This window comes from Streptomyces sennicomposti, from assembly GCF_019890635.1.
Classification (GTDB): domain Bacteria; phylum Actinomycetota; class Actinomycetes; order Streptomycetales; family Streptomycetaceae; genus Streptomyces; species Streptomyces sennicomposti.
This window is the reverse complement of the sequence record NZ_JAIOAB010000027.1, coordinates 21,274-42,485: the sequence shown is the minus strand read 5'-3', so window position 1 is coordinate 42,485 and position 21,212 is coordinate 21,274. Positions and strand designations below refer to the sequence as shown.

At 73.2% G+C, this 21,212-nt stretch carries 16 protein-coding genes; 9 read left to right on the top strand and 7 right to left on the bottom strand.

Annotated elements, in window-relative coordinates; all coding sequences use genetic code 11:
• Positions 1 to 3: 3 nt before the first annotated feature.
• Positions 4 to 1,614 carry an AMP-binding protein gene (locus K7787_RS17040; RefSeq protein WP_223001943.1) on the bottom strand — a complete coding sequence of 537 codons (1,611 nt, stop codon included), beginning with the start codon at positions 1,612 to 1,614 and terminating at the stop codon, positions 4 to 6.
• A gap of 132 nt (positions 1,615 to 1,746) precedes the next feature.
• On the opposite strand from K7787_RS17040, the gene K7787_RS17035 reads away from it, so the two are divergent.
• From K7787_RS17035 to K7787_RS17025, 3 genes are all read left to right on the top strand, one after another.
• Positions 1,747 to 2,919 carry an acyl-CoA dehydrogenase family protein gene (locus tag K7787_RS17035; RefSeq protein WP_223001941.1) on the top strand — a complete coding sequence of 391 codons (1,173 nt, stop codon included), beginning with the start codon at positions 1,747 to 1,749 and terminating at the stop codon, positions 2,917 to 2,919.
• Positions 2,916 to 3,314 carry a RidA family protein gene (locus K7787_RS17030; protein WP_223001939.1) on the top strand — a complete coding sequence of 133 codons (399 nt, stop codon included), beginning with the start codon at positions 2,916 to 2,918 and terminating at the stop codon, positions 3,312 to 3,314. The genes K7787_RS17035 and K7787_RS17030 overlap by 4 nt, the downstream gene beginning before the upstream one ends.
• Before the next feature lie 356 nt (positions 3,315 to 3,670).
• Entirely contained in the window at positions 3,671 to 4,138 is a 468-nt protein-coding gene (locus K7787_RS17025; RefSeq protein ID WP_199293230.1) for a DUF6299 family protein, read from the top strand.
• A 17-nt stretch (positions 4,139 to 4,155) separates the two neighbouring features.
• On the opposite strand, the gene K7787_RS17020 is transcribed toward K7787_RS17025, so the two are convergent.
• Both K7787_RS17020 and lpdA read right to left on the bottom strand, forming a co-directional pair.
• Entirely contained in the window at positions 4,156 to 4,689 is a 534-nt protein-coding gene (locus K7787_RS17020; RefSeq protein ID WP_223001937.1) for a DUF488 domain-containing protein, read from the bottom strand.
• Positions 4,690 to 4,982: 293 nt separating this feature from the next.
• A complete protein-coding gene (gene lpdA, locus K7787_RS17015; RefSeq protein ID WP_223001935.1) occupies positions 4,983 to 6,389 on the bottom strand; it encodes a dihydrolipoyl dehydrogenase in 1,407 nt (468 codons plus the stop codon).
• A gap of 288 nt (positions 6,390 to 6,677) precedes the next feature.
• Here lpdA and K7787_RS17010 point away from each other — a divergent pair, with 288 nt between their 5' ends.
• Positions 6,678 to 7,703, top strand: coding sequence for an ATP-grasp domain-containing protein (locus K7787_RS17010; RefSeq protein ID WP_223001933.1), 1,026 nt, complete (start codon positions 6,678 to 6,680; stop codon positions 7,701 to 7,703).
• An 8-nt stretch (positions 7,704 to 7,711) separates the two neighbouring features.
• Positions 7,712 to 8,554, top strand: coding sequence for an ATP-grasp domain-containing protein (locus tag K7787_RS17005; protein ID WP_223001931.1), 843 nt, complete (start codon positions 7,712 to 7,714; stop codon positions 8,552 to 8,554).
• Between the two features lie 137 nt (positions 8,555 to 8,691).
• On the opposite strand, the gene K7787_RS17000 is transcribed toward K7787_RS17005, so the two are convergent.
• Positions 8,692 to 9,327 (bottom strand): precorrin-8X methylmutase, encoded by a 636-nt coding sequence (locus K7787_RS17000; RefSeq protein ID WP_223001929.1) that lies wholly within the window; start codon positions 9,325 to 9,327, stop codon positions 8,692 to 8,694.
• Positions 9,328 to 9,544: 217 nt separating this feature from the next.
• Between K7787_RS17000 and K7787_RS16995 the strand changes: the two genes are divergently transcribed.
• A complete protein-coding gene (locus K7787_RS16995; protein ID WP_223001927.1) occupies positions 9,545 to 10,186 on the top strand; it encodes a superoxide dismutase in 642 nt (213 codons plus the stop codon).
• 412 nt (positions 10,187 to 10,598) lie between these two features.
• Positions 10,599 to 11,006: a hypothetical protein gene (locus K7787_RS16990; RefSeq protein ID WP_223001925.1), complete on the top strand. Its 408-nt coding sequence runs from the start codon at positions 10,599 to 10,601 to the stop codon at positions 11,004 to 11,006.
• Between the two features lie 94 nt (positions 11,007 to 11,100).
• Here the strand turns inward: K7787_RS16990 and K7787_RS16985 are convergent, their stop codons facing one another.
• From K7787_RS16985 to K7787_RS16975, 3 genes are all read right to left on the bottom strand, one after another.
• Complete coding sequence (locus K7787_RS16985; RefSeq protein WP_223001923.1) at positions 11,101 to 11,973, bottom strand: RNA methyltransferase; 873 nt, start codon at positions 11,971 to 11,973, stop codon at positions 11,101 to 11,103.
• A gap of 118 nt (positions 11,974 to 12,091) precedes the next feature.
• Positions 12,092 to 13,621: a helix-turn-helix domain-containing protein gene (locus tag K7787_RS16980; protein ID WP_223001921.1), complete on the bottom strand. Its 1,530-nt coding sequence runs from the start codon at positions 13,619 to 13,621 to the stop codon at positions 12,092 to 12,094.
• Between the two features lie 65 nt (positions 13,622 to 13,686).
• Positions 13,687 to 13,884, bottom strand: a complete 198-nt coding sequence (locus K7787_RS16975) for a DUF4236 domain-containing protein (protein WP_009191222.1) — start codon at positions 13,882 to 13,884, stop codon at positions 13,687 to 13,689.
• 664 nt (positions 13,885 to 14,548) lie between these two features.
• On the opposite strand from K7787_RS16975, the gene acnA reads away from it, so the two are divergent.
• Together acnA and K7787_RS16965 are read left to right on the top strand one after the other, a co-directional pair.
• Positions 14,549 to 17,266, top strand: a complete 2,718-nt coding sequence (gene acnA, locus K7787_RS16970; protein ID WP_009191223.1) for an aconitate hydratase AcnA — start codon at positions 14,549 to 14,551, stop codon at positions 17,264 to 17,266.
• Positions 17,267 to 17,896: 630 nt separating this feature from the next.
• Positions 17,897 to 21,181 (top strand): GH92 family glycosyl hydrolase, encoded by a 3,285-nt coding sequence (locus K7787_RS16965; RefSeq protein WP_223001919.1) that lies wholly within the window; start codon positions 17,897 to 17,899, stop codon positions 21,179 to 21,181.
• Positions 21,182 to 21,212: the final 31 nt, after the last annotated feature.

Genomic DNA, 21,212 nt, shown 5'->3' with positions numbered 1-21,212 from the left:
GTGTCACCGCCCGTCGTGGGTGTCCGGGGCGCGCAGTCTGAACCGCTGGAGTTTCCCGGTCGCCGTGCGCGGCAGCGCGTGGACGAAGACGATCTCACGCGGGCACTTGTAGGGCGCCAGCTCCTCCTTGACGTACGCGCGCAGCGCCCGGGCGTCCCGCGCCGCGCCCTCCCGTACGACCACGTACGCCACCACCACCTGGCCGCGGGCGTCGTCCGGCCGGCCGACGACCGCGGCCTCGACCACGTCCGGGTGGCGCAGCAGCGCGTCCTCGACCTCCGGTCCCGCGATGTTGTAGCCCGCCGAGATGATCATGTCGTCGGCGCGGGCGACATAGCGAAAGTAGCCGTCGGCGTCGCGGACGTAGGTGTCGCCGGTGACGTTCCAGCCGTCGCGCACGTACGCGCGCTGGCGGGGGTCGGCGAGGTAGCGGCAGCCGACCGGGCCCTGCACGGCGAGCAGCCCCGGCGTCCCGTCGGGCACGGGCCGCCCGTCCTCGTCCTGCACCCGCGCCCGCCAGCCCGGCACCGGCACACCCGTGGTCCCCGGCCGGATGTCCGCGTCCGCCGCCGAGATGAAGATGTGCAGCAGCTCGGTGGCGCCGATGCCGTTGACGATGCGCACACCCGTCCGTTCGTGCCAGGCGTGCCAGGTGGCGGCGGGCAGGTTCTCACCGGCCGACACACACCTGCGCAGCGAGGAGAGGTCGTGGGCGGCCGGCTCCTCCAGCATCGCCCGGTAGGCGGTCGGCGCGGTGAACAGCACGGAGACCCGGTGCTCGGCGACCGCGCCCAACAGCTGCCGCGGATGGGCCTCTTCGAGCAGCAGGGCGCTGGCGCGGGCCCGCATCGGGAAGACGACCAGGCCGCCGAGGCCGAAGGTGAACCCGAGCGGCGGACTGCCCGCGAACACGTCGTCCGGGCGCGGCCTGAGCACCCGCGCGGAGAAGGTGTCCGCGATCGCCAGCACGTCCCGGTGGAAGTGGACGCAGCCCTTGGGGCGGCCGGTGGTGCCCGAGGTGAACGCGATCAGCGCCACGTCGTCCGCTGCGGTGTCCACGGCCGGGAACGGGGTGCCGGGCGCCGGACGGCGCAGCAGGTCGTCGGGCCCGTCGCCGCCGTACGTCGCCAGGCGCAGCCCCGGCACCTCGGCCTTGACCAGGTCGTCCACCGATCTGATGTCGCACAGCGCGTGCCGGACGCGGGCGATCTCGCAGAGGGTGCTCAGCTCGTGGGCGCGCTGCTGGGCCAGTACGGTGACGGCGACCGCGCCCGCCTTGAGCACGGCCAGCCAGCAGGCGGCCAGCCACGGCGTGGTGGGGCCGCGCAGCAGCACCCGGTTGCCGGGCACCACGCCGAGGCCGGCGGTCAGGACGTGCGCGACGCGGTCCACACGGGCGCGCAGCTCGCCGTAGGTCCAGACGTCGCCGGCGGGCGTGCGGAACACCGGCCGCCCGGCGTCGGCGTCGCCCGGTGGGCCGAGCAGCTCGGCGGCGCAGTTCAGCCGGGCCGGGTAGCGCAGCTCCGGCAGGTCGAACCGCAGCTTCGGCCACTGGTCCGGGGGCGGGAGATGATCGCGCGCGAACGTGTCGACGTGGGCGGACGGGTGGTCCATGGCGGTTCGCCCCCTTGGTGTGGTGGGCTCGCACCTGGAGCGTAGCGCGTTGGTGACGACAGTCAACGGTACGCGATACCGTGGGGGCGAGCCCCGGCCGCGCGGGCGGCCCGGCGGAGGGAGGACCGGCGGATGCCCGCTTTCTCGCTCGAACCCGAACAGCAGGCATGGTGCGCCGAGTTGCGCACACTGGCCGCCCAACGGCTGCGGCCGGTCGCCGAGAAGGGCGAGCCGGGCCGCGTCGACCGCGCCCTCCTCGCCGAACTCGGCCGACTGGGTCTGCTGGAGCGCCTGTTCACCTCGGGCGCCCTGGACCTGTGCCTCATGCGGGAGTCCCTGGCCCACGGCTGCACCGAGGCCGAGACCGCGCTCGCCCTCCAGGGCCTCGGCGCCCACCCCGTCCACGCCCACGGCACCCCCGCCCAGCGCGCCCGCTGGCTGCCCGCGGTGGCCGACGGCAGCGCGGTGGCGGCCTTCGCCCTGAGCGAGCGGGCGGCGGGCTCGGACGCGGCGGCCCTCACCCTGCGCGCCGACCCCGACCCCGACCCCGACCCCGGCGCGGGCGGGGGAGCGGGGCGGGGCTGGCGGCTCACGGGGGAGAAGTGCTGGATCTCCAACGCCCCCGAGGCCGACTTCTACACCGTCTTCGCGCGCACCGCACCCGGCGCAGGCTCCCGCGGGATCACCGCCTTCCTGGTCCCCGCCGACCGCCCCGGCCTCACCGGCAGCGCGCTGGACATGCTCTCCCCGCACCCGATCGGCGCCCTCGCCTTCGACGGCGTCCCCGTCACGGCCGACGACGTGCTCGGCGAGGCGGACCGCGGCTTCCGGGTCGCGATGGGCACCCTCAACCTCTTCCGGCCCAGCGTCGGCGCCTTCGCCCTCGGCATGGCGCAGGCCGCGCTGGAGGCGACCCTCGCCCACACCGCCCGCCGGGACGCCTTCGGCGGCAAGCTGAGCGACCTGCAGACCGTCGCCCACCAGGTCGCCGAGATGGCCCTGCGCACCGAGGCGGCCCGCCTGATGGTCTACGCGGCGGCCACCGCGTACGACGACGGCGCACCCGGCGTGCCCCGGCGCGCCGCGATGGCGAAGCTGCTCGCCACCGAGACGGCGCAGTACGTCGTCGACACCGCCGTCCAGCTGCACGGCGCCCGCGCCCTGCGCCGCGGCCACCTCCTCGAACACCTCTACCGCGAGGTGCGCGCACCCCGGATCTACGAGGGCGCGAGCGAGGTGCAGCGGGGCATCATCGCCAAGGAGCTGTACGCCGAGACTCCGCCGCCGGCCGGGGAGGCCCCGTGACCACCGAGCGCGTCAACCCGCCCGAGCTGTCCCCGCCCACCGGCTTCTCGCACGCCGTCGTCGCCACCGGCTCCCGCGTGCTGTTCCTGGCCGGCCAGACCGCCCTCGACGGCGAGGGCAAGGTGGTCGGCGACACCCTGCCCGAGCAGTTCGCCCGCGCCCTCGCCAACCTCCTCACCGCCCTGCGCGCCGCCGGCGGCTCACCCGCCGACCTGGCCCGTGTCACGGTCTACGCCACCGACGTCGCCGCCTACCGCGCCCACGCCTCCGAACTCGGCCGCATCTGGCGCCAGTCGGCGGGCCGCGACTACCCGGCGATGGCGGTCGTGGAGGTCGTCCGGCTGTGGGACGAGCGGGCCTTGGTGGAACTCGACGGGTTCGCGGTGCTGGCCTAGCCCGGGCCTCTCGTCCGGATCATGCCGGGCTCGCGGGGACCGGCGCCGCACCTCGCCACCACACCCGCGCACGGGGCGCTCGGCCCCGGTGCGGGCTGCGCGCCCGGGCGGACGCCCTGCGGGCAGGGCCTGTGCCCGGAGGACCGGCCGGCGTCCTGCGGGCAGGCCCTGGGCCCGGAGGGCTGCGGCGGGCGTCCTGCGCGCGAGGTCGCGCCGGTGGCGGCGAACGGGCCGGGGGGCAAGTCGCATGGGCCGTTAGACGGAAGTCCGAGTGGACTCGCGTCGTGAGGGCGAGGATCACGGACGCCCGCCCGGTACCAGTGGAACCCCGCATTCCAGTTCCTCGGGAGGCCCCCATGTCCGTAGCGTCAGCGTCCTTCGGATCAGCCCGCCGTGTGCTCGGCACCCTCGGCGCGGTCGCGGCCACGCTGCTCCTCGCCGCGCCGGCCGCCACGTCCGCCGTCGCCACCGCGTCCACCACCGACGCCGAGACCGTGACCGTGGACCGCACGGTCCGCCAGGCGGCGGACGGCACCGTCACGATCTCCGGCACCTACCGCTGCACCGGCGCCACCGGCGCGGTCTTCATCAGCTCGGCCATCAGCCAGGGCGACTCGGACGAGACCCAGTCCATCGGCGGCACGCAAGCCGTCTGCGACGGCGGCACGCACCGCTGGACCAACCGGGGCATCGCCTACCACACCTTCGCCCACGGCCGCGCGCACGTCCAGGCCATCATCACGGAGCTGGTCCCGCAGGGCATCCTGCTGGTGCCCGCCTTCCACGCGCTGCGCGACCAGGACGTCACCGTGGCCGGGGCCTGACCGCGCCCGCGCCCCGCTCAGCCCGGCGGGCCGTCGTAGACGAGGAGGCCGTCCTCGCGCAGCCGGGCGCCGGCCGTGGGGACGTGCGGGACGGTCCGCCCGTCGTGCATGAGGTGGCGCACGGGCACCCCGCGCGCGAGTTCCGCGAAGTCGGCGATCAGCCGGCGGTGGCAGCGCCACCACACCGCCTCGCCGCACATCACCGCCGTCCGCCGCCCGGCCGCCTCGCCGAGCAGCCGGTCCATGGCGGCGACGAACCCGGGGGTGCGCGTGTACCCGGCGTAGCCGCGGAAGGAGTCGTTGCGCCAGAAGGTGTCCGGGCTGTCCGGGGCCGGCTCGCGGAACCCGCCGAGGTCGGGCTCCCAGCGGTAGTCGATGCCGTCCTCGGGCAGCCACCGGGCGAGCCGGTCCCGCAGCAGGTCCGGGTCCCGGCGGCTGCCCGGGGCGGTGCGCACGTCCACGATCGCGGCGACCCCGGCCCCGTGCAGCAGGCCGGTGATCTCCTCGCGCCCCGCGGTGCCGTGCCCGAAGGTGTACAGGGGTTCGTTCATGGCGGCGCACCTTCGCGATCGGGGCCGCGACCGTGGGGTACGGGTCACCAGGACGGCGCACGCCATGCCGGCCGCCCGCACCCCCCGTGACCCCCCCCGCGAGCCCGCCGCACCCCGAGCCCGCCGCACCCCGCCGCACCGCTGGGGCCGCCGGTGCCCTGCGGGGCTCGCGACCGTCCCCGGGACTCCCGACCCCGTCCCCGGGACTCCCGACCGCCTCCGGGACTCCCGACTGCCTCGGGGCTCGCGACCGCCCCGGGGCCGCCGCCACGCCCCCGGCCCGCCGCGGGGCCTCACATGTTGATCATGTGCCCCGCGAGCCCGTGCACCGCTTCCTTGACCGCCTCGCCCAGCGTCGGGTGGGCGTGCACGTTGCGGGCGACCTCGTGCACCGTGAGGTCCCACTGCTGCGCCAGGGTCAGCTCCGGCAGCAGCTCGGTGACCTCCGGCCCGATCAGGTGAGCGCCCAGCAGCTCGCCGTGGGCGCCGTCGCTGATCACCTTCACGAAGCCGACCGGCTCGCCCAGCCCGTGCGCCTTGCCGTTCGCGGTGAACGGGAACTTGGCCACCTGGACGTCGAAGCCCGCCTCGCGGGCCTGCGCCTCGGTGTGGCCGAAGCTGGCGATCTGCGGCTGGCAGTAGGTCGCGCGCGGGATCATGCGGAAGTCGACCTCCATGGTCTCCGCGCCGCCGATCGTCTCCGCGGCGATCACGCCCATGGTCTCGGCCGCGTGCGCCAGCATCAGCTTGCCGGTCACATCGCCGATCGCGTACAGGCTCGGCACGTTGGTGCGGCCGCGCCCGTCGACCTCGATGGCGCCCCGGTCGGTGAGCCGCACCCCGGTCGTCTCCAGGCCGTAGCCGGTCACCCGCGGGGCGAAGCCGATCGCCTGGAGCACCTTGTCGGCCTCCAGCACCTGCCGGGCGCCGTTCTTGTCCACGGTGACCCGGACCGGCCGCGCGGGGTCGGAGTCGTCGATGGACTCGACGCGCGTGGAGGTGTGCACCTCGATGCCGAGCTTGCGGTAGTGCTTGGCGAGTTCTTTGGACACGTCGGCGTCCTCGGCCGGCACGATCCGGTCGGCGAACTCCACCACGGTCACCTTCACACCGTAGTTGTGCAGCACGTACGCGAACTCGACGCCGATCGCGCCGGCCCCGGCGATGACGATGCTGCCGGGCAGTTCCTCGGTGAGGATCTGCTCCTCGTAGGTGACGACGCGTTCGCTCAGCCCGGTGCCGGGCAGCAGGCGCGTGGTGGCGCCCGCCGCGATGACGCAGTGGTCGAACGTCACGGTCCGGGTGGTGCCGTCGGACAGGGCGACCTGGAGGGTGTGCGCGTCGCTGAAGACGCCGCGGCCGTCGTACTCGGTGATCTTGTTCTTGCGCATCAGGTAGTGCACGCCGGCCACCCGGCCCTCCGCCACGTCCCGGCTGCGCTTGAAGGCCGCGCCGTAGTCGAACGTGATGGGGGAGTCGGACCGGATCCCGAACGTCTCGGCCCGCCGGGTGACGGTGTGCGCCAACTCGGCGTTGCGCAGCAGGGCCTTGGAGGGGATGCAGCCCACGTTCAGGCACACCCCGCCCCAGTACTTCTCCTCGACCACGGCGGTGGACAGGCCGAGTTGAGCGGCACGCACCGCGGCGGTGTAGCCGCCGGGCCCCGCGCCGAGAACCACGACATCGTAATGATCGCTCATGCACGTCACTCTGCGGGATGCCGCGGCCCCGCGCAACGAACCCGGGCGGCACGTGACGTACGGCGCAGTGGACCCGGCGGCGGGGGAGGCGGGTGCGGCGCGCGACCCGGTCCGGTACGTGACGTACCACGCGGCGGCCCCTCGCCATCTGGCCCACTCGGCAAGGCTGTTCGACGCCCCGGCCGCCGCCCGGCGCGTCCCGAGGCGGGCATGACATCCTGTGTCGCCACAGGACGTCATGGAATGCCGGACGACGAGGGCGGGCGTCCGGAGGGTCGGGGTAGATCGATGAAGCTCTGCTTTCTGGTGGAGGAGCAGTACCGCCACGACGGCATGCCGGTCGAGGTGATCCGCCAACTGACGTCCTGGGGACACCAGGTGGACGTACTGCGGCCGGGCGGCGCCCTGCTGCGCATGACGGAGGCGCTGCAGGACGCCGCCCATGACGCGTGGGTGCTCAAGACGGTCTCCGGCGGCCCGGGCCTCACCCTGCTGGAGGCCGCCGCCGCGGCCGGGACGACGACCATCAACGACGCCCGCTCGATCCGCGGCGTCCGGGACAAGGCGCTGGCGGCGGCGATCGGCCGCGGCCGCGGGCTCCCGCTGCCGCCGACCTACGCGGCGGCCGGACCCGAACTCCTCGCGCAGATACCGGAGTCGGAGTACCCGATCGTGGTCAAGCCCGCCGACGGCAGCTCCGGACGGGCCGTGCACCTGGTGCGATCGCCGGACCGGCTCGCCGCGCTCGCCCCCGAACTGGCCGGCGAGGGCCTGCTCATCGCCCAGCCCTACATCCCCAACTCGGGCGTGGACATCAAGGTGTACGGCGTCGGCGGCGAGCTGTACGCGACCGAGCGCCGCTCCCCGCTCCACCCCGACCACGCGGCGCCCGAACGCCGGGTGCCGCTGTCGGACGAGGTGGCCGCCGTCGCCGCCCAGGCCGGGGTGGTCTACGGCCTCGACCTGTACGGCGTGGACGTGGTGCTGGGACCGGACGGCCCCGTGGTGGTCGACGTCAACGACTTCCCCAGTTTCCGCCAGGTCCCCGACGCCACCGCGCGGGTGGCCCGCGCCGTGCTCGCCCTGGCCGCCCGCGGCGCCCGGACCGCCGAACCGGCCGAGCCCGTGCGGCCGCGGATGCCCGAACAGCGCGGGGCGGCCGAGGCGGCCGGAACGGCCGTACCGCCCGCCGGAGACGCCGGGTCGCCGGCCGGGGCGGCCGGGGCTTCCGCGTCGCAGGGCCCGGCGGCCGGGTCGGCGCGGCGTGCCGGCCAGGCGGCGCAGGTTCCCGTGCCGGCGGGCAAGGCCGGATGAGGAGCCGTATGAGGATCGGCCTGATCACCTCCGACCCCGCCCACCCGCTGCTGGCCGCGACCACCGCGCTGCTCGCCGCCGAGCACACGGTGCAGACGCTGGACCCGGCGACCGCCGAACCCCCGGAGCCGCCCGAGGGCCCCGCCGACGTGTATCTGCTCAAGGCGCGCACGCCGCGGGCGATCTCCCTCGCCCGCGCGCTGGAACGGCGCGGCGCCCGGGTGCTGAACTCGGCCGCCGCGACCGAGCTGTGCCAGGACCGTACGGCGATGGCGGAGCAGGCCCGGCGGGCCGGCCTGCCGTTCGCGGCCACCCGCACCTACCCCACGCTCGCCGAATGCGCCGAATGCGCGGACGCGCAGGGGCGGGACGGCCGTTCCGGCCTCCCCGGACCGGTGGTGGTCAAGAGCCGGCACAGCCGCAAGCACGATCTGGTGACCCGCGTGGACAGCGCCGCGCAGCTGCGCGAGCTGGCCGCCGCGCACCCCGAAGAGCCGGTCGTGGTGCAGGAGTTCGCGCCCAACAGCGGCTGGGACCACAAACTGTGGGCGATCGGGGACCGCGTCTTCACGGCCCTGCGCCGCTCCGAACTCTCACCCGGCGGCCGCGGCCCCACACGGCCGCTCGCCCCCGACAGCCTGCCGCCCGGCTGGACCGCCCTGGTCCACCGGGTCGGCGAGGTGTTCGCCCTGGACGTCTACGGCGTGGACGTCATCGACCGGGGCGACGGCGTCCCGCTGATCGTGGACGTCAACGCCTTCCCCGGGGTCCGCGACCAGCCGGGCGCCCCGCAGGCCCTGGCGGCCCTGACCCTGTCGAGCGCGGGCGCGGGCGCGGGCGCGGGCGCCTGACGCCTGACACCCGGACGGCGCGGGTGTGCGGGGCGCGACGGGGGGAGGCGGGATGTCCCGACACCGCACGCCGACCCCCCGGAAGGAGCAGCGACCGTCCGTCGGACGGTGGGCGTGCGCCCGTCACGACCGCCCCCTCACACCTCCGACTCGCTCGCGATGGCGTTCACCGCGGCGGCGGCGATGGCGCTGCCCCCGCGACGGCCGCGTACGACCAGATGGTCGAGGCCCGCGGGGTGGGCGATCAGCGCGTCCTTGGACTCGGCGGCCCCGACGAAGCCGACCGGGACGCCGATGACGGCGGCGGGCCGGGGCGCGCCCTCGTCGATCATCTCCAGCAGCCGGAACAGGGCGGTGGGCGCGTTGCCGACCGCGACCACGGCGCCCTCCAGCCGGTCCCGCCACAGCTCCAGCGCGGCGGCGCTGCGCGTGGTGCCGAGCTCGGCGGCCAGCTCCGGGACGGCCGGGTCGGAGAGGGTGCACAGCACCTCGTTGCCGGCGGGCAGCCGCCCCCGGGTGATGCCGCTGGCCACCATCCGCACATCGCACAGGATCGGCGCCCCGGCGCGCAGCGCCTCGCGGGCGCGGGCCACGACGGCCGGGGTGTGGGCGAGGTCGCGGACGAGATCGACCATGCCGCAGGCGTGGATCATCCGCACCGCCACCCGGGCGACGTCGGCGGGCAGGCCCGCGAGGTCCGCCTCGGCGCGGATGGTGGCGAAGGACCGGCGGTAGATGGCCGCGCCGTCCTTCTCGTAGTCGTAGCTCGTCACGCGCTCTTCCCGCCGCTCCCGGTCGTCGTGCGGCTCGGGTCTCTTCGCCGCCGGGTCGGACGGAGATCAGCCGTGGACATGGCGGCGAGCATACCGAGGCCGGGATGGGGCCGCGCCGACACGGGAGGGGGTCCTAGGCCCATCGTCCGACGGCGCGTTACCGTTCTTGCTGTTAGCGTGCAGCTGCATACCATTGGCAATAAGGAGGACGCCGGACATGGCGCTTTACACGCTCCCCGAGCTTCCGTACGACTACGCGGCGCTGGCCCCGGTCATCAGCCCCGAGATCATCGAGCTGCACCACGACAAGCACCACGCGGCGTACGTGAAGGGCGCGAACGACACGCTGGAGCAGCTCGCGGAGGCGCGGGACAAGGAGTCGTGGGGCTCGATCAACGGCCTGGAGAAGAACCTCGCGTTCCACCTCTCCGGGCACATCCTGCACTCCATCTACTGGCACAACATGACCGGCGACGGCGGCGGCGAGCCGCACGAGAAGGACGGCGTGGGCGAGCTGGCCGACGCCATCGCCGAGTCCTTCGGCTCCTTCGCCGGCTTCAAGGCTCAGCTGTCCAAGGCGGCGGCCACCACCCAGGGTTCGGGCTGGGGCGTCCTCGCCTACGAGCCGCTGAGCGGCCGCCTGATCGTCGAGCAGGTCTACGACCACCAGGGCAACGTCGGCCAGGGCTCCACCCCGATCCTGGTCTTCGACGCCTGGGAGCACGCCTTCTACCTGCAGTACAAGAACCAGAAGGTGGACTTCATCGAGGCCATGTGGCAGGTCGTCAACTGGCAGGACGTGGCCAAGCGCTACGCCACCGCCAAGGAGCGCGGCAACAGCCTCCTCCTCGCCCCCTGACCAGGCGTGACCACCCCTTGGCCGGGGACCGTCCCCTGGCGGGGCGCCACCCCTCGACCGGGGTCACCCCCCGACCGGGGTCACCCCCTGACCGGGGGCTGACACGGCACACCTGCCGGTGACCGTCTTCTCCTCCACCACCACCGGCACAGCCTCACCGAAGGGCTCCCCGGCCTGACCGCCGCGGGAGCCCTTCCCCGCCTGCGGCCCGTGAGTTCCTGATGGAGACGGGCCCTGCTGCTATGGTCCCGGCATGTTCCTCCTCCGCGCGTAGACCGAAAGACAGCCTCCGCCCTGCCGCGGATCAAGGCTGCGCCGTCTTCGGCCTGCTTCCGGCGCGCGTACGCGTGCCACATCCGATGAGGAACGTCCTATGCCTTCCCCTGCGCGAAAACCTTCGTATGCAGCGGTGGTGCGCCAGCCCTGTGCGCTGCGCACCTTCGCTGCGGCCACCGTCGGCCGCTTCTCGTACTTCCTGGCCCCACTGCGCGCCCGACTGCTCGACCGGCGAGGACCCCGGCGGGTCCTGCCGGCCCTGTCGACGGCCTACCTCGTCGCGGACGAGTGCGCCACGGACAAGACGCGCATCCAGGCCGGAACCTGGGTCAACGGCGCTTTCAACGCGGGCAGTTCCGGCGGGACCACGACCGTGGGCCTGCTCCTGGGACAGCTGTCCCTGCCCGTGTGCTTCGTGGCGGCGGCGGTTCCCGCCCTGGCCTCCACCGCCACCGCACTCGTACGACCCGGGCGGACCCTTCGACCGGCGGCGGCGGCGAAGACCGCGACCGCAGCCGCCGACATGTCCGCGGACGTCCGGTGACGCGTGGGCGGAGGGGGAGCCGCCGCTCACCTCGGGGCGCGGCCCCCCGAGCCGTGCCGGATCGGCATGTGTTGTCCGCGCCGGAACCGGGCGCTCACCGCGCCGCGTGAGTCCGCTGCGCCGCGATCCCCGTCGTCGCCCGCGAGCGCCGGGCGAGGAGGCGTTGGCGGCGGGCCTCGTAGAGGACGACGGCGGCGGCGTTGGACGCGTTCAGGGAGCTGGCCGAGCCGGTCATCGGGATGCTGACCACGTGGTCGCAGAGGTCGCGCCAGGCCGCGCTGAGGCCCGCGGTCTCGTTGCCGATCAGCAGGAGGACCGGCTGGGTCAGGTCGAACTCCGAGACGTCGGCCTCCCCGTCCTCGTCCGTGCCGACGACGGCCACCGGCCGCCCCTGGGCGCGCTCCTTCGCCAGCCACTCCACGACCTCGTGGTGCGAGGGGCTGCGCACCACGGGCACCGCGAAGAAGGAACCCGTGGAGGCGCGCACCGACTTGGGGTCGTAGGGGTCGGCGGCGTGCCCCGTCACGATGAGGCCGTCGGCGCCGAACGCGTCCGCCGAGCGCACGATGCTGCCGATGTTGCCGGGCTGCGTCGGCCGGTCGAAGAGCAGACCGAGGAAGCCGTCGTGGACCGCGATCCGCGACAGGTCGTCCGGCTCCATCGCGACGACCGCCAGCACCTCCGCCGCCCCGTCCGCCTTCTCGCTCAGCTCCGCGAGCAACCGCGGCGCCATCGCGACGCGTTCGGCGTCGGTGCGGCGCAGCAGGTCCTCGGCCCAGCGGGAGAGCGGGCGGTCGGCGTCGTAGAGCAGGGACCGGACGGTCCAGCCGTGGTCCACGGCCATCGTGATCGGCCGCACGCCCTGGACCAGGAACTCCCGGGCGCGCCCCCGCTTGGTGCGGTTGCCGAGCAACGTCTGCAGCTGCTGGAAACGGGCATTGCGGGTCGAGATCCGCTGTACGGCCACCCGTCCTCCAAGCCGAGATGATCGGTGCGCCCGTCATCATCCCATGGCGTCGGCCCGGGCCCGCCGACCCGGGCCGACGGCGCCGGACCGCCCAGACGTCCTGGATGTCCCGGAACCCTCAGATGTCCCGGAAGATATCGATCTGCGCCCCGATCGAGTTCAGGCGTTCCGCCAGGTCCTCGTAGCCGCGGTTGATGACGTAGACGTTGCGCAGGACCGAGGTGCCCTCGGCGGCCATCATCGCCAGCAGGACGACGACCGCGGGGCGCAGGGCCGGCGGGCACATCATCTCGGCGGCGCGCCAGCGGGTCGGGCCCTCGACCAGGACCCGGTGCGGGTCGAGGAGCTGGAGGCGGCCGCCGAGGCGGTTGAGGTCGGTCAGGTAGATCGCGCGGTTGTCGTAGACCCAGTCGTGGATCAGGGTCTTGCCCTGCGCGGTGGCCGCGATCGCCGCGAAGAACGGGACGTTGTCGATGTTCAGGCCGGGGAACGGCATCGGGTGGATCTTGTCGATCGGCGCCTCCAGCTTGGAGGGCCGCACCGTGAGGTCGGTGAGCCGGGTGCGGCCGTTGTCCGCGAAGTACTCGGGGCTGCGGTCGTGGTCGAGCCCCATCTCCTCCAGCACCGCCAGCTCGATCTCCAGGAACTCGATCGGCACCCGGCGCACCGTCAGCTCGGACTCGGTGACGACCGCCGCGGCGAGCAGGCTCATCGCCTCGACCGGATCCTCGGAGGGGGAGTAGTCCACGTCCACGTCGATGACCGGCACGCCGTGCACGGTGAGCGTGGTGGTGCCGATGCCCTCGACCCGCACCCCGAGGGCCTCCAGGAAGAAGCACAGGTCCTGGACCATGTAGTTGCTGGAGGCGTTGCGGATGACGGTCACGCCGTCGTGGCGGGCCGCCGCCAGCAGCGCGTTCTCGGTCACCGTGTCGCCGCGCTCGGTCAGCACGATCGGCCGGTCCGGGCGCACCGCCCGGTCCACCACCGCGTGGTACTGCCCCTCGGTCGCCGCCACGTCCAGCCCGAACCGGCGCAGCGCGATCATGTGCGGCTCGATGGTGCGGGTGCCGAGGTCGCAGCCGCCGGCGTAGGGCAGCTTGAAGCGGTCCATGCGGTGCAGCAGCGGGCCGAGGAACATGATGATGGAGCGGGTGCGGACGGCCGCCTCGGCGTCGATGGCGTCGAGGTCGAGGTCGGCCGGCGGCACGATCTCCAGGTCGGTGCCGTCGTTGATCCAGCGGGTGCGGACGCCGATGGAGCCCAGCACCTCCAGGAGGCGGTAGACCTCCTCGATGCGCGCCACCCGGCGCAGCACCGTGCGCCCCCGGTTGAGCAGCGAGGCGCACAGCAGCGCGACACACGCGTTCTTGCTCGTCTTCACGTCGATCGCGCCGGACAGCCGACGGCCGCCGACCACCCTCAGATGCATGGGGCCCGCGTAGCCCAATGACACGATCTCGCTGTCCAGGGCCTCGCCGATACGGGCGATCATCTCAAGGCTGATGTTCTGGTTGCCGCGCTCGATGCGATTGACGGCGCTCTGACTGGTGCCGAGCGCTTCGGCGAGCTGCGCCTGCGTCCAGCCGCGGTGCTGCCGGGCGTCACGGATGAGCTTGCCGATGCGTACGAGGTAGTCGTCTGCCATGAGGTTGAGGTTATCTCAGATATGAGATGGCACCTCTTAAGGGGGGCCATTCGAGTGATGAGCTGTCAATCAGCCCTGGACCGACGGGTGCGACGCCAGCCGAAAGGTCCGGGCAAATCCACCGATGTCGTATGACGTCCGGTGCTGCTGTGGGTGTGTCGCGGACCGTGCTTCCCGCCGGTCGTGAGGGACCAGGAGTGCCTGTTGATGTTCAGCCGCACTCCCGGCAGGATCCGGAAACTCTTGCGGAACGTGAGCGGCATGCCGTGCCTCCTTCCGAACGCCGCTGAATGCGCCAACGCCCCTTCCGGATACCCCCGTTCGGCGTTCCGATCCGCCGGCCGGCGCCGGAGCCCGCCCGATGCGCCGGCGGCGGGCCGGTCGCCGGCCCTTCGCCGCAGCCGACTCCGCAGTCGTCTCCGCCACCGTCTTCGCCGTCGTCCTCGCCGGGCCGGCACGTCCACGTGGCCGTGCCTCCCGTCGTGGGCGCGCTCTCGTCCCAGCCGTCGCCACCCGTGCCGTCTGGCGTCTGCCGTCTGCCGCCACGTCCGTCGTCCCGTCGGCGTACGGGTCGTCCGAGTCCTGCTGGTCGTCCCGGGTCCCGGCCTGCCCTGCGCCGCTCCCGCCCCCGTGGTTCGATGAGGCGAACCGTCCCCCCCTCGCCCACGAACGTCCACGAACGCCCACGAACGCTCCGCGCCCGAGCGCGCCGAAGCCGGGCCGGGCATGACCATCCGGCCCCCATGTACTAGAGTTATCTCGACATCGAGATATCTGCCGAGGAGCACCGCAGTCGCACCCCGGTAAGGGTTACCTAACTTAGCCCTACCTTAGCTGATGGGGCGAGCGCCGTGGCGGCACTATGCGGTGGTCGCCGCATAGGGTTTGCGGTGTGGTGGTACGCGCACATCAATGAAGGAGACTGTCGTGTCGGCGAACAGCTTCGACGCCCGCAGCACGCTGCAGGTGGGCGACGAGTCGTACGAGATCTTCCGGCTTGACAAGGTCGAGGGCTCGGCCCGACTGCCTTACAGCCTGAAGGTCCTGCTGGAGAACCTGCTCCGCACCGAGGACGGCGCGAACATCACCGCCGACCACATCCGCGCCCTCGGCAACTGGGACTCCCAGGCCCAGCCGTCGCAGGAGATCCAGTTCACGCCGGCCCGCGTGATCATGCAGGACTTCACCGGCGTGCCCTGTGTCGTCGACCTCGCCACCATGCGCGAGGCCGTCAAGGAGCTGGGCGGCGACCCGGCGAAGATCAACCCGCTCGCCCCGGCCGAGCTGGTCATCGACCACTCCGTCATCGCCGACAAGTTCGGCACCAACGACGCCTTCAAGCAGAACGTCGAGCTGGAGTACGGCCGCAACCGCGAGCGCTACCAGTTCCTGCGCTGGGGCCAGACCGCCTTCGACGAGTTCAAGGTCGTCCCGCCCGGCACCGGCATCGTCCACCAGGTCAACATCGAGCACCTGGCCCGCGTCGTCATGGTCCGCGACGGCAAGGCGTACCCCGACACCCTGGTCGGCACCGACTCGCACACCACCATGGTCAACGGCCTCGGCGTCCTCGGCTGGGGCGTCGGCGGCATCGAGGCCGAGGCCGCCATGCTCGGCCAGCCGGTCTCCATGCTGATCCCGCGCGTCGTCGGCTTCAAGCTGACCGGCGAGCTGCCCACCGGCACCACCGCCACCGACCTGGTGCTCACCATCACCGAGATGCTGCGCAAGCACGGTGTGGTCGGCAAGTTCGTGGAGTTCTACGGCGAGGGCGTCGCCGCCACCTCGCTGGCCAACCGCGCCACCATCGGCAACATGTCGCCGGAGTTCGGCTCCACCGCCGCGATCTTCCCGATCGACGACGAGACCATCAACTACATGCGCCTGACCGGCCGCCCGGAGCAGCAGCTCGCGCTGGTCGAGGCGTACGCCAAGGAGCAGGGGCTCTGGCTGGACCCGAAGGCCGAGCCCGACTTCTCCGAGAAGCTCGAGCTGGACCTGTCCACGGTCGTGCCGTCCATCGCCGGCCCGAAGCGCCCGCAGGACCGCATCGTCCTGGCCCAGGCCGCCCAGCAGTTCAAGTCGGACGTCCTCAACTACGTGGACGTGGTGGACGAGGCGGGCAAGGAGTCCTTCCCGGCCTCCGACTCCCCGGCCGTCGCCCCCAACGGCGCCCCGTCCAACCCGGTCCAGGTCACCGCCCCCGACGGCACGACCTACGAGCTGGACCACGGCGCGGTCACCGTCGCGGCCATCACCTCCTGCACCAACACCTCCAACCCGTACGTCATGGTCGCCGCCGCGCTGGTGGCCAAGAAGGCGGTGGAGAAGGGCCTGACCCGCAAGCCGTGGGTCAAGACCACCCTCGCCCCGGGCTCCAAGGTCGTCACCGACTACTTCGACAAGGCGGGCCTGACCCCGTACCTGGACAAGGTCGGCTTCAACCTGGTCGGCTACGGCTGCACCACCTGCATCGGCAACTCCGGCCCGCTGCCGGAGGAGGTCTCCAAGGCGGTCAACGACCACGACCTCGCCGTCACCTCGGTGCTCTCCGGCAACCGCAACTTCGAGGGCCGGATCAACCCCGACGTCAAGATGAACTACCTGGCGTCCCCGCCGCTGGTCGTCGCCTACGCGATCGCCGGCTCCATGAAGGTGGACATCACCAAGGACGCCCTCGGCGTGGACCAGGACGGCAACCCGGTCTACCTGAAGGACATCTGGCCCTCGGAGTCCGAGGTCAACGACGTCGTCGCCAACGCCATCGGCGAGGACATGTTCTCCAAGTCCTACTCCGACGTGTTCGCCGGCGACGCCCAGTGGCAGTCGCTGCCGATCCCGACCGGCGACACCTTCGAGTGGGACGCCGAGTCCACCTACGTCCGCAAGCCCCCGTACTTCGAGGGCATGGCGATGGAGCCGGCCCCGGTCGAGGACATCACCGGCGCCCGGGTCCTGGCCAAGCTCGGCGACTCGGTCACCACCGACCACATCTCCCCGGCCGGTGCGATCAAGGCCGACACCCCGGCCGGCCAGTACCTCACCCAGCACGGCATCGAGCGCCGCGACTTCAACAGCTACGGCTCGCGCCGCGGCAACCACGAGGTCATGATCCGGGGCACGTTCGCCAACATCCGCCTGCGCAACCAGATCGCGCCGGGCACCGAGGGCGGCTACACCCGCGACTTCACGCAGGACGGCGGCCCGGTCGCCTTCATCTACGACGCCTCGCAGAACTACCAGGCGGCCGGTGTGCCGCTGGTCGTCCTGGCCGGCAAGGAGTACGGCTCCGGCTCGTCCCGCGACTGGGCCGCCAAGGGCACCGCGCTGCTCGGCGTGAAGGCCGTCATCGCCGAGTCCTACGAGCGCATCCACCGCTCGAACCTGATCGGCATGGGCGTGCTCCCGCTCCAGTTCCCGGAGGGCCAGTCCGCCGCGACCCTCGGCCTGACCGGCGAGGAGACCTTCTCCATCACCGGCGTCACCGAGCTGAACGACGGCACCACCCCGCGCACGGTGAAGGTCACCACCGACACCGGCGTCGAGTTCGACGCGGTCGTCCGCATCGACACCCCCGGTGAGGCGGACTACTACCGCAACGGCGGCATCCTGCAGTACGTGCTGCGCAGCCTGATCCGCAAGTAAGGGATCCACTGCGGCAGTCGGGCCGCATCCCCGGTGACGGGGGTGCGGCCCTTCGCGTTTCGCGTCCCAGGCGTTTACAGCCGTCACGGGGCGCGCTAGGTTCGTCCGGCGAGGTGGGAGCGCTCCCAATGGGCGGTGGACCGGAACCCCCCGTCCGGTCGCTCCCGCCTCGCGCCACCGCCTGTCGAGGCGGCGCGGAGGGACGGCTCGGCTTCGGCGGAACCAGGGCCTCTCGTTCGGATCACGCCGGGCGCGCGATCACGCCGGGCTCGCGCCTCGTCCGAACGAAAGACCCCAGGGGCTCGGGGCGGACCCGGCGGCCCCACGAGCGGACGGCCGCCGGGTCCGCGAGCCGGGCAGGCGAAGGGGGGAAGACGCCTGGTCCGGAGTGGTGCCGGCTTGTGACGACCATGAGCGCGACAACGTTGTCGGATGGTCTGTACATGACTCTACCGCGTCAACGGACAACGATGTCAACCCACTTGGCCCGCAAGTCACCCTGGTGAGTGGGTGCGGCCGGCCCCGGGGGCGGTACGCGGTCTTCCGGGGGGCCGCCGGGGCGCGCTACCGTCTCCGAGGCTTGTGCGACCCGTGGTGCGCGACCCGTCCCCGAAGGAGGGGCCGCCTCCCATGCGTTTCCGTCCGACCTCCCTGCTGCTGGCCGCGGTGCTCGCGGCCGGCGGCGCCACCCCCGCCCTCGCGGCGCCCGCCGCCCCCGACAGAGCCGGCCCCGCGCTGGTGAACGACCCGACGCCCTACGTCGATCCGCTGATCGGCACCAAGAACGGCGGCGACACCTTCCCGGGCGCCGTCACGCCGTTCGGCATGTTCTCCTTCAGCCCCGAGAACACCCGCGGCGACGCGACCCGGACCACCGCGCCCGGCGGCTACCAGTACGACGCCACCCGCATCCGCGGCTTCAGCCTCACCCACATGTCCGGCACCGGCTGCGCGGGCGGCAGCGGCGACATCCCGCTCTTCCCCTACGCCGGCCAGGTCACCACCTCCCCGGCCGCCGACACCAAGGACGCCGTCTACGCCGCCGACTTCCGGCACGCCGACGAGACGGCCGAGCCCGGCCACTACAAGGTCGGCCTCGCCTCCGGCGTCACCGCCGACCTCACCGCCACCGCCCGCACCGGCTCCGCCCGCTTCACCTACCCGGCCGACAAGCCCGCCTCGCTGCTCATCCGCACCGCCAACTCCGAGGTCGGCTCCACCACTTCCTCGGTCACCATCGACCCGAGGACGCGTACCGTCTCCGGCTCGGTCACCTCCGGCAACTTCTGCGGCTACCTCGACCCCGAGGGTCAACGCGCCTATTACACGCTCTACTTCACCGCCCGCTTCGACCGCGCCTTCAAGGCCACCGGCACCTGGCAGGACGACAGGCTGAACCCCGGCTCCACCTCCGCGACCGGCGGCACCGGCGGCTTCGCCCAGGGCGGGCGGCCGGTCGCGGGCAAGGGCGCCGGCGGCTACGTCGAGTTCGCGCCCGGCGCCGGCCCGGTCGGCGTCAAGATCGGCATCTCCTACGTCAGTCAGGCCGGCGCCGCGGCCAACCTCGCCGCGGAGAACCCGCCGAAGCGCTCCTTCGAGTCCGTCGAGAACGCGGCCCGCCGCGCCTGGCGCGACCGGCTGGCCGCCATCCGCGTCGGCGGCGGCACCGACGCCGAGCGCACCACCTTCTACACCGCGCTCTACCACGCCCTGCTGCACCCCAACGTCATCAGCGACGCCGACCGCCGCTACCGCGGCCCCGACGGGAAGACACACACCGTCGCCCGCGGCCACCAGGCCCAGTACGGCACCTTCTCCGGCTGGGACGTCTACCGCGACCAGGTGCAATTGCTGACCCTGCTCAGCCCGCGCACCGGCTCCGACATCGCCCAGTCGCTCTACGAGCTGGCCCGGCAGAACGGCGGCGTCTGGGACCGCTGGCTGCACGGCGCGAGCGGCACCCATGTGATGAACGGCGACCCCTCGCCCACCGCCCTCGCCGGCATCCGCGCCTTCGGCGGCACCGACTTCGACCTGAAGGGGGCGCTGGCGTCCCTGGTGAAGGCGGCCACCGTGCCCACCGCGCAGGACCTGTCGGCGGCCGGCAAGCCGGTGCTGTCGGCCGGCCAGCGGCCCTCCCTCGACAAGTACCTGAAGCTGCACTACATGCCGTCCGTCTCCAACGCCTGGGGCGGCGCGGCGGAGACCCTGGAGATGTCCACCGCCGACTTCTCCCTCTCCCAACTCGCGTCCGCGGCAGGGCAGAAGCGCACCGCAGAGACGTTCGCCGAGCGCGCCCAGTGGTGGCAGAACAACTTCGACATCGCCGCGGACGCCACCGGCGGCTACATCGCCAACCGCAAGGCCGACGGCAGCTGGGTCACCGGCTTCACCCCCAACACCGGCAACGGCTTCGTGGAGGGCACGGCCGCCCAGTACACCTGGATGGTGCAGCACGACCCGGCCGGGCTGTTCGCCGCGATGGGCGGCCGCGACAAGGCCCTCGCCCGCCTCGACGCCTTCTTCCACAACAGCGACGGGAGCTGGGCGTTCACCGGCGCCGGCGGCGACAAGGCCGCCCTGGACAACGAGCCGTCCATCAACGTGCCGTACCTCTACGCCTACGCGGGCGCGCCCTACAAGACGCAGGAGACCGTCCGCGCGGCCATGCGGCAGCTGTGGACCACCGAGCCGGGCGGCATTCCCGGCAACGACGACCTCGGCGCCATGTCCGCCTGGTACGTGTTCTCCGCGCTCGGCATGTATCCGCAGGTCCCCTCCCGCTCCGAACTCGTCCTCGCCTCACCGCTGTTCGAGCGGGCGGAGATCCACCGCCCGGGCGGCAACGACATCTCCGTCCACGCCACCGGAGCGGCGGCCGCCTCGCCCTACGTCCAGTCGCTGAAGGTGAACGGCCGCGGCAGCGACCGGCCCTGGCTCCCGGCGTCGTTCGTCCGGGACGGCGGACGGCTCGACTACACCCTCTCCTCGACCCCGAACACCGCCTGGGGCAGCGCCCCGTCCGCCGCGCCGCCGTCCTTCCGGCAGGGCGAGCAGCCGTACCAGATCGGCGTCGGCCCGACTGCGGCCACCCTCGCGCCCGGCGACAGCGCGAAGATCGGCGTCCGCGCGCTGTCGCTGAGCGGCGGGCAGGGTCCCGAGGTGCGGTTCCGCGTGGAGGCCCCGGCCGGCGTCACGGCGACCCCCGCCGAGGGCACGGTGACCGGCGGCGCCCAGGAGATCACCCTGGCCGCCGCACCGGACGCCGCCCAGGGCTACTACGACGTCAAGGTCACCGTGACCTCGGGCAGCCAGTCCTACGAGCAGCCGGTCGCCCTGACCGTCGCGGCCCCCGGCACCCTGCTCGCCGCCCGCGACAACACCGGCGTCTCCGACGACGAGGGCGACCACGACGAGGCCGACTACGACGGCGGCGGCTGGAGCTACTCCCGCCAGGCCCTCGCCGCGGCCGGACTCACCCCGGGCGGGCAGGGCACGGTGGACGGACTGACGTTCACCTGGCCCGACGCCCCGGCCGGCCGCCCCGACAACGCCTCCGCCGCCGGCCAGAGCATCACGCTCGCCGAACCGGCCGCCGCGCTCTCCTTCGTCGGCAGCGCGGTCAACGGCGACCAGCAGGCCGAGGCCACCGTCACCTACACCGACGGCAGCACGGCCCAGGCCGACCTCGCCTTCACCGACTGGACCGTCGGCGGGGGCGGCGGCGCCGTCCAGTACGGCAACCGGGTGGTCGCCAAGACCGCGTACCGCAACGTCGCCGGGGCCGACAAGGACCCGGTGGCCACCTATGTGTTCGCCACCCGGCCCTTCGAGGCCCCGGCGGGCAGGCGGATCGCGTCGGTGAGGCTGCCGGCCGACACCGATCTGCACGTCTTCGCCCTCGCGGTGAAGTGACCGGCCCGCAGACCGGCTGAGCACGCGAAAG

Coding starts and splice junctions, on each gene's coding strand:
- K7787_RS17020 (WP_223001937.1), bottom strand. CDS start 4,689: ATGAACGAACCCCTGTACACCTTCGGGCACGGCACCGCGGGGCGCGAG.
- K7787_RS17040 (WP_223001943.1), bottom strand. CDS start 1,614: ATGGACCACCCGTCCGCCCACGTCGACACGTTCGCGCGCGATCATCTC.
- K7787_RS16965 (WP_223001919.1), top strand. CDS start 17,897: ATGCGTTTCCGTCCGACCTCCCTGCTGCTGGCCGCGGTGCTCGCGGCC.
- K7787_RS17035 (WP_223001941.1), top strand. CDS start 1,747: ATGCCCGCTTTCTCGCTCGAACCCGAACAGCAGGCATGGTGCGCCGAG.
- K7787_RS17010 (WP_223001933.1), top strand. CDS start 6,678: ATGAAGCTCTGCTTTCTGGTGGAGGAGCAGTACCGCCACGACGGCATG.
- K7787_RS16995 (WP_223001927.1), top strand. CDS start 9,545: ATGGCGCTTTACACGCTCCCCGAGCTTCCGTACGACTACGCGGCGCTG.
- lpdA (WP_223001935.1), bottom strand. CDS start 6,389: ATGAGCGATCATTACGATGTCGTGGTTCTCGGCGCGGGGCCCGGCGGC.
- K7787_RS16980 (WP_223001921.1), bottom strand. CDS start 13,621: ATGGCAGACGACTACCTCGTACGCATCGGCAAGCTCATCCGTGACGCC.
- K7787_RS16975 (WP_009191222.1), bottom strand. CDS start 13,884: ATGCCGCTCACGTTCCGCAAGAGTTTCCGGATCCTGCCGGGAGTGCGG.
- K7787_RS17025 (WP_199293230.1), top strand. CDS start 3,671: ATGTCCGTAGCGTCAGCGTCCTTCGGATCAGCCCGCCGTGTGCTCGGC.
- K7787_RS17005 (WP_223001931.1), top strand. CDS start 7,712: ATGAGGATCGGCCTGATCACCTCCGACCCCGCCCACCCGCTGCTGGCC.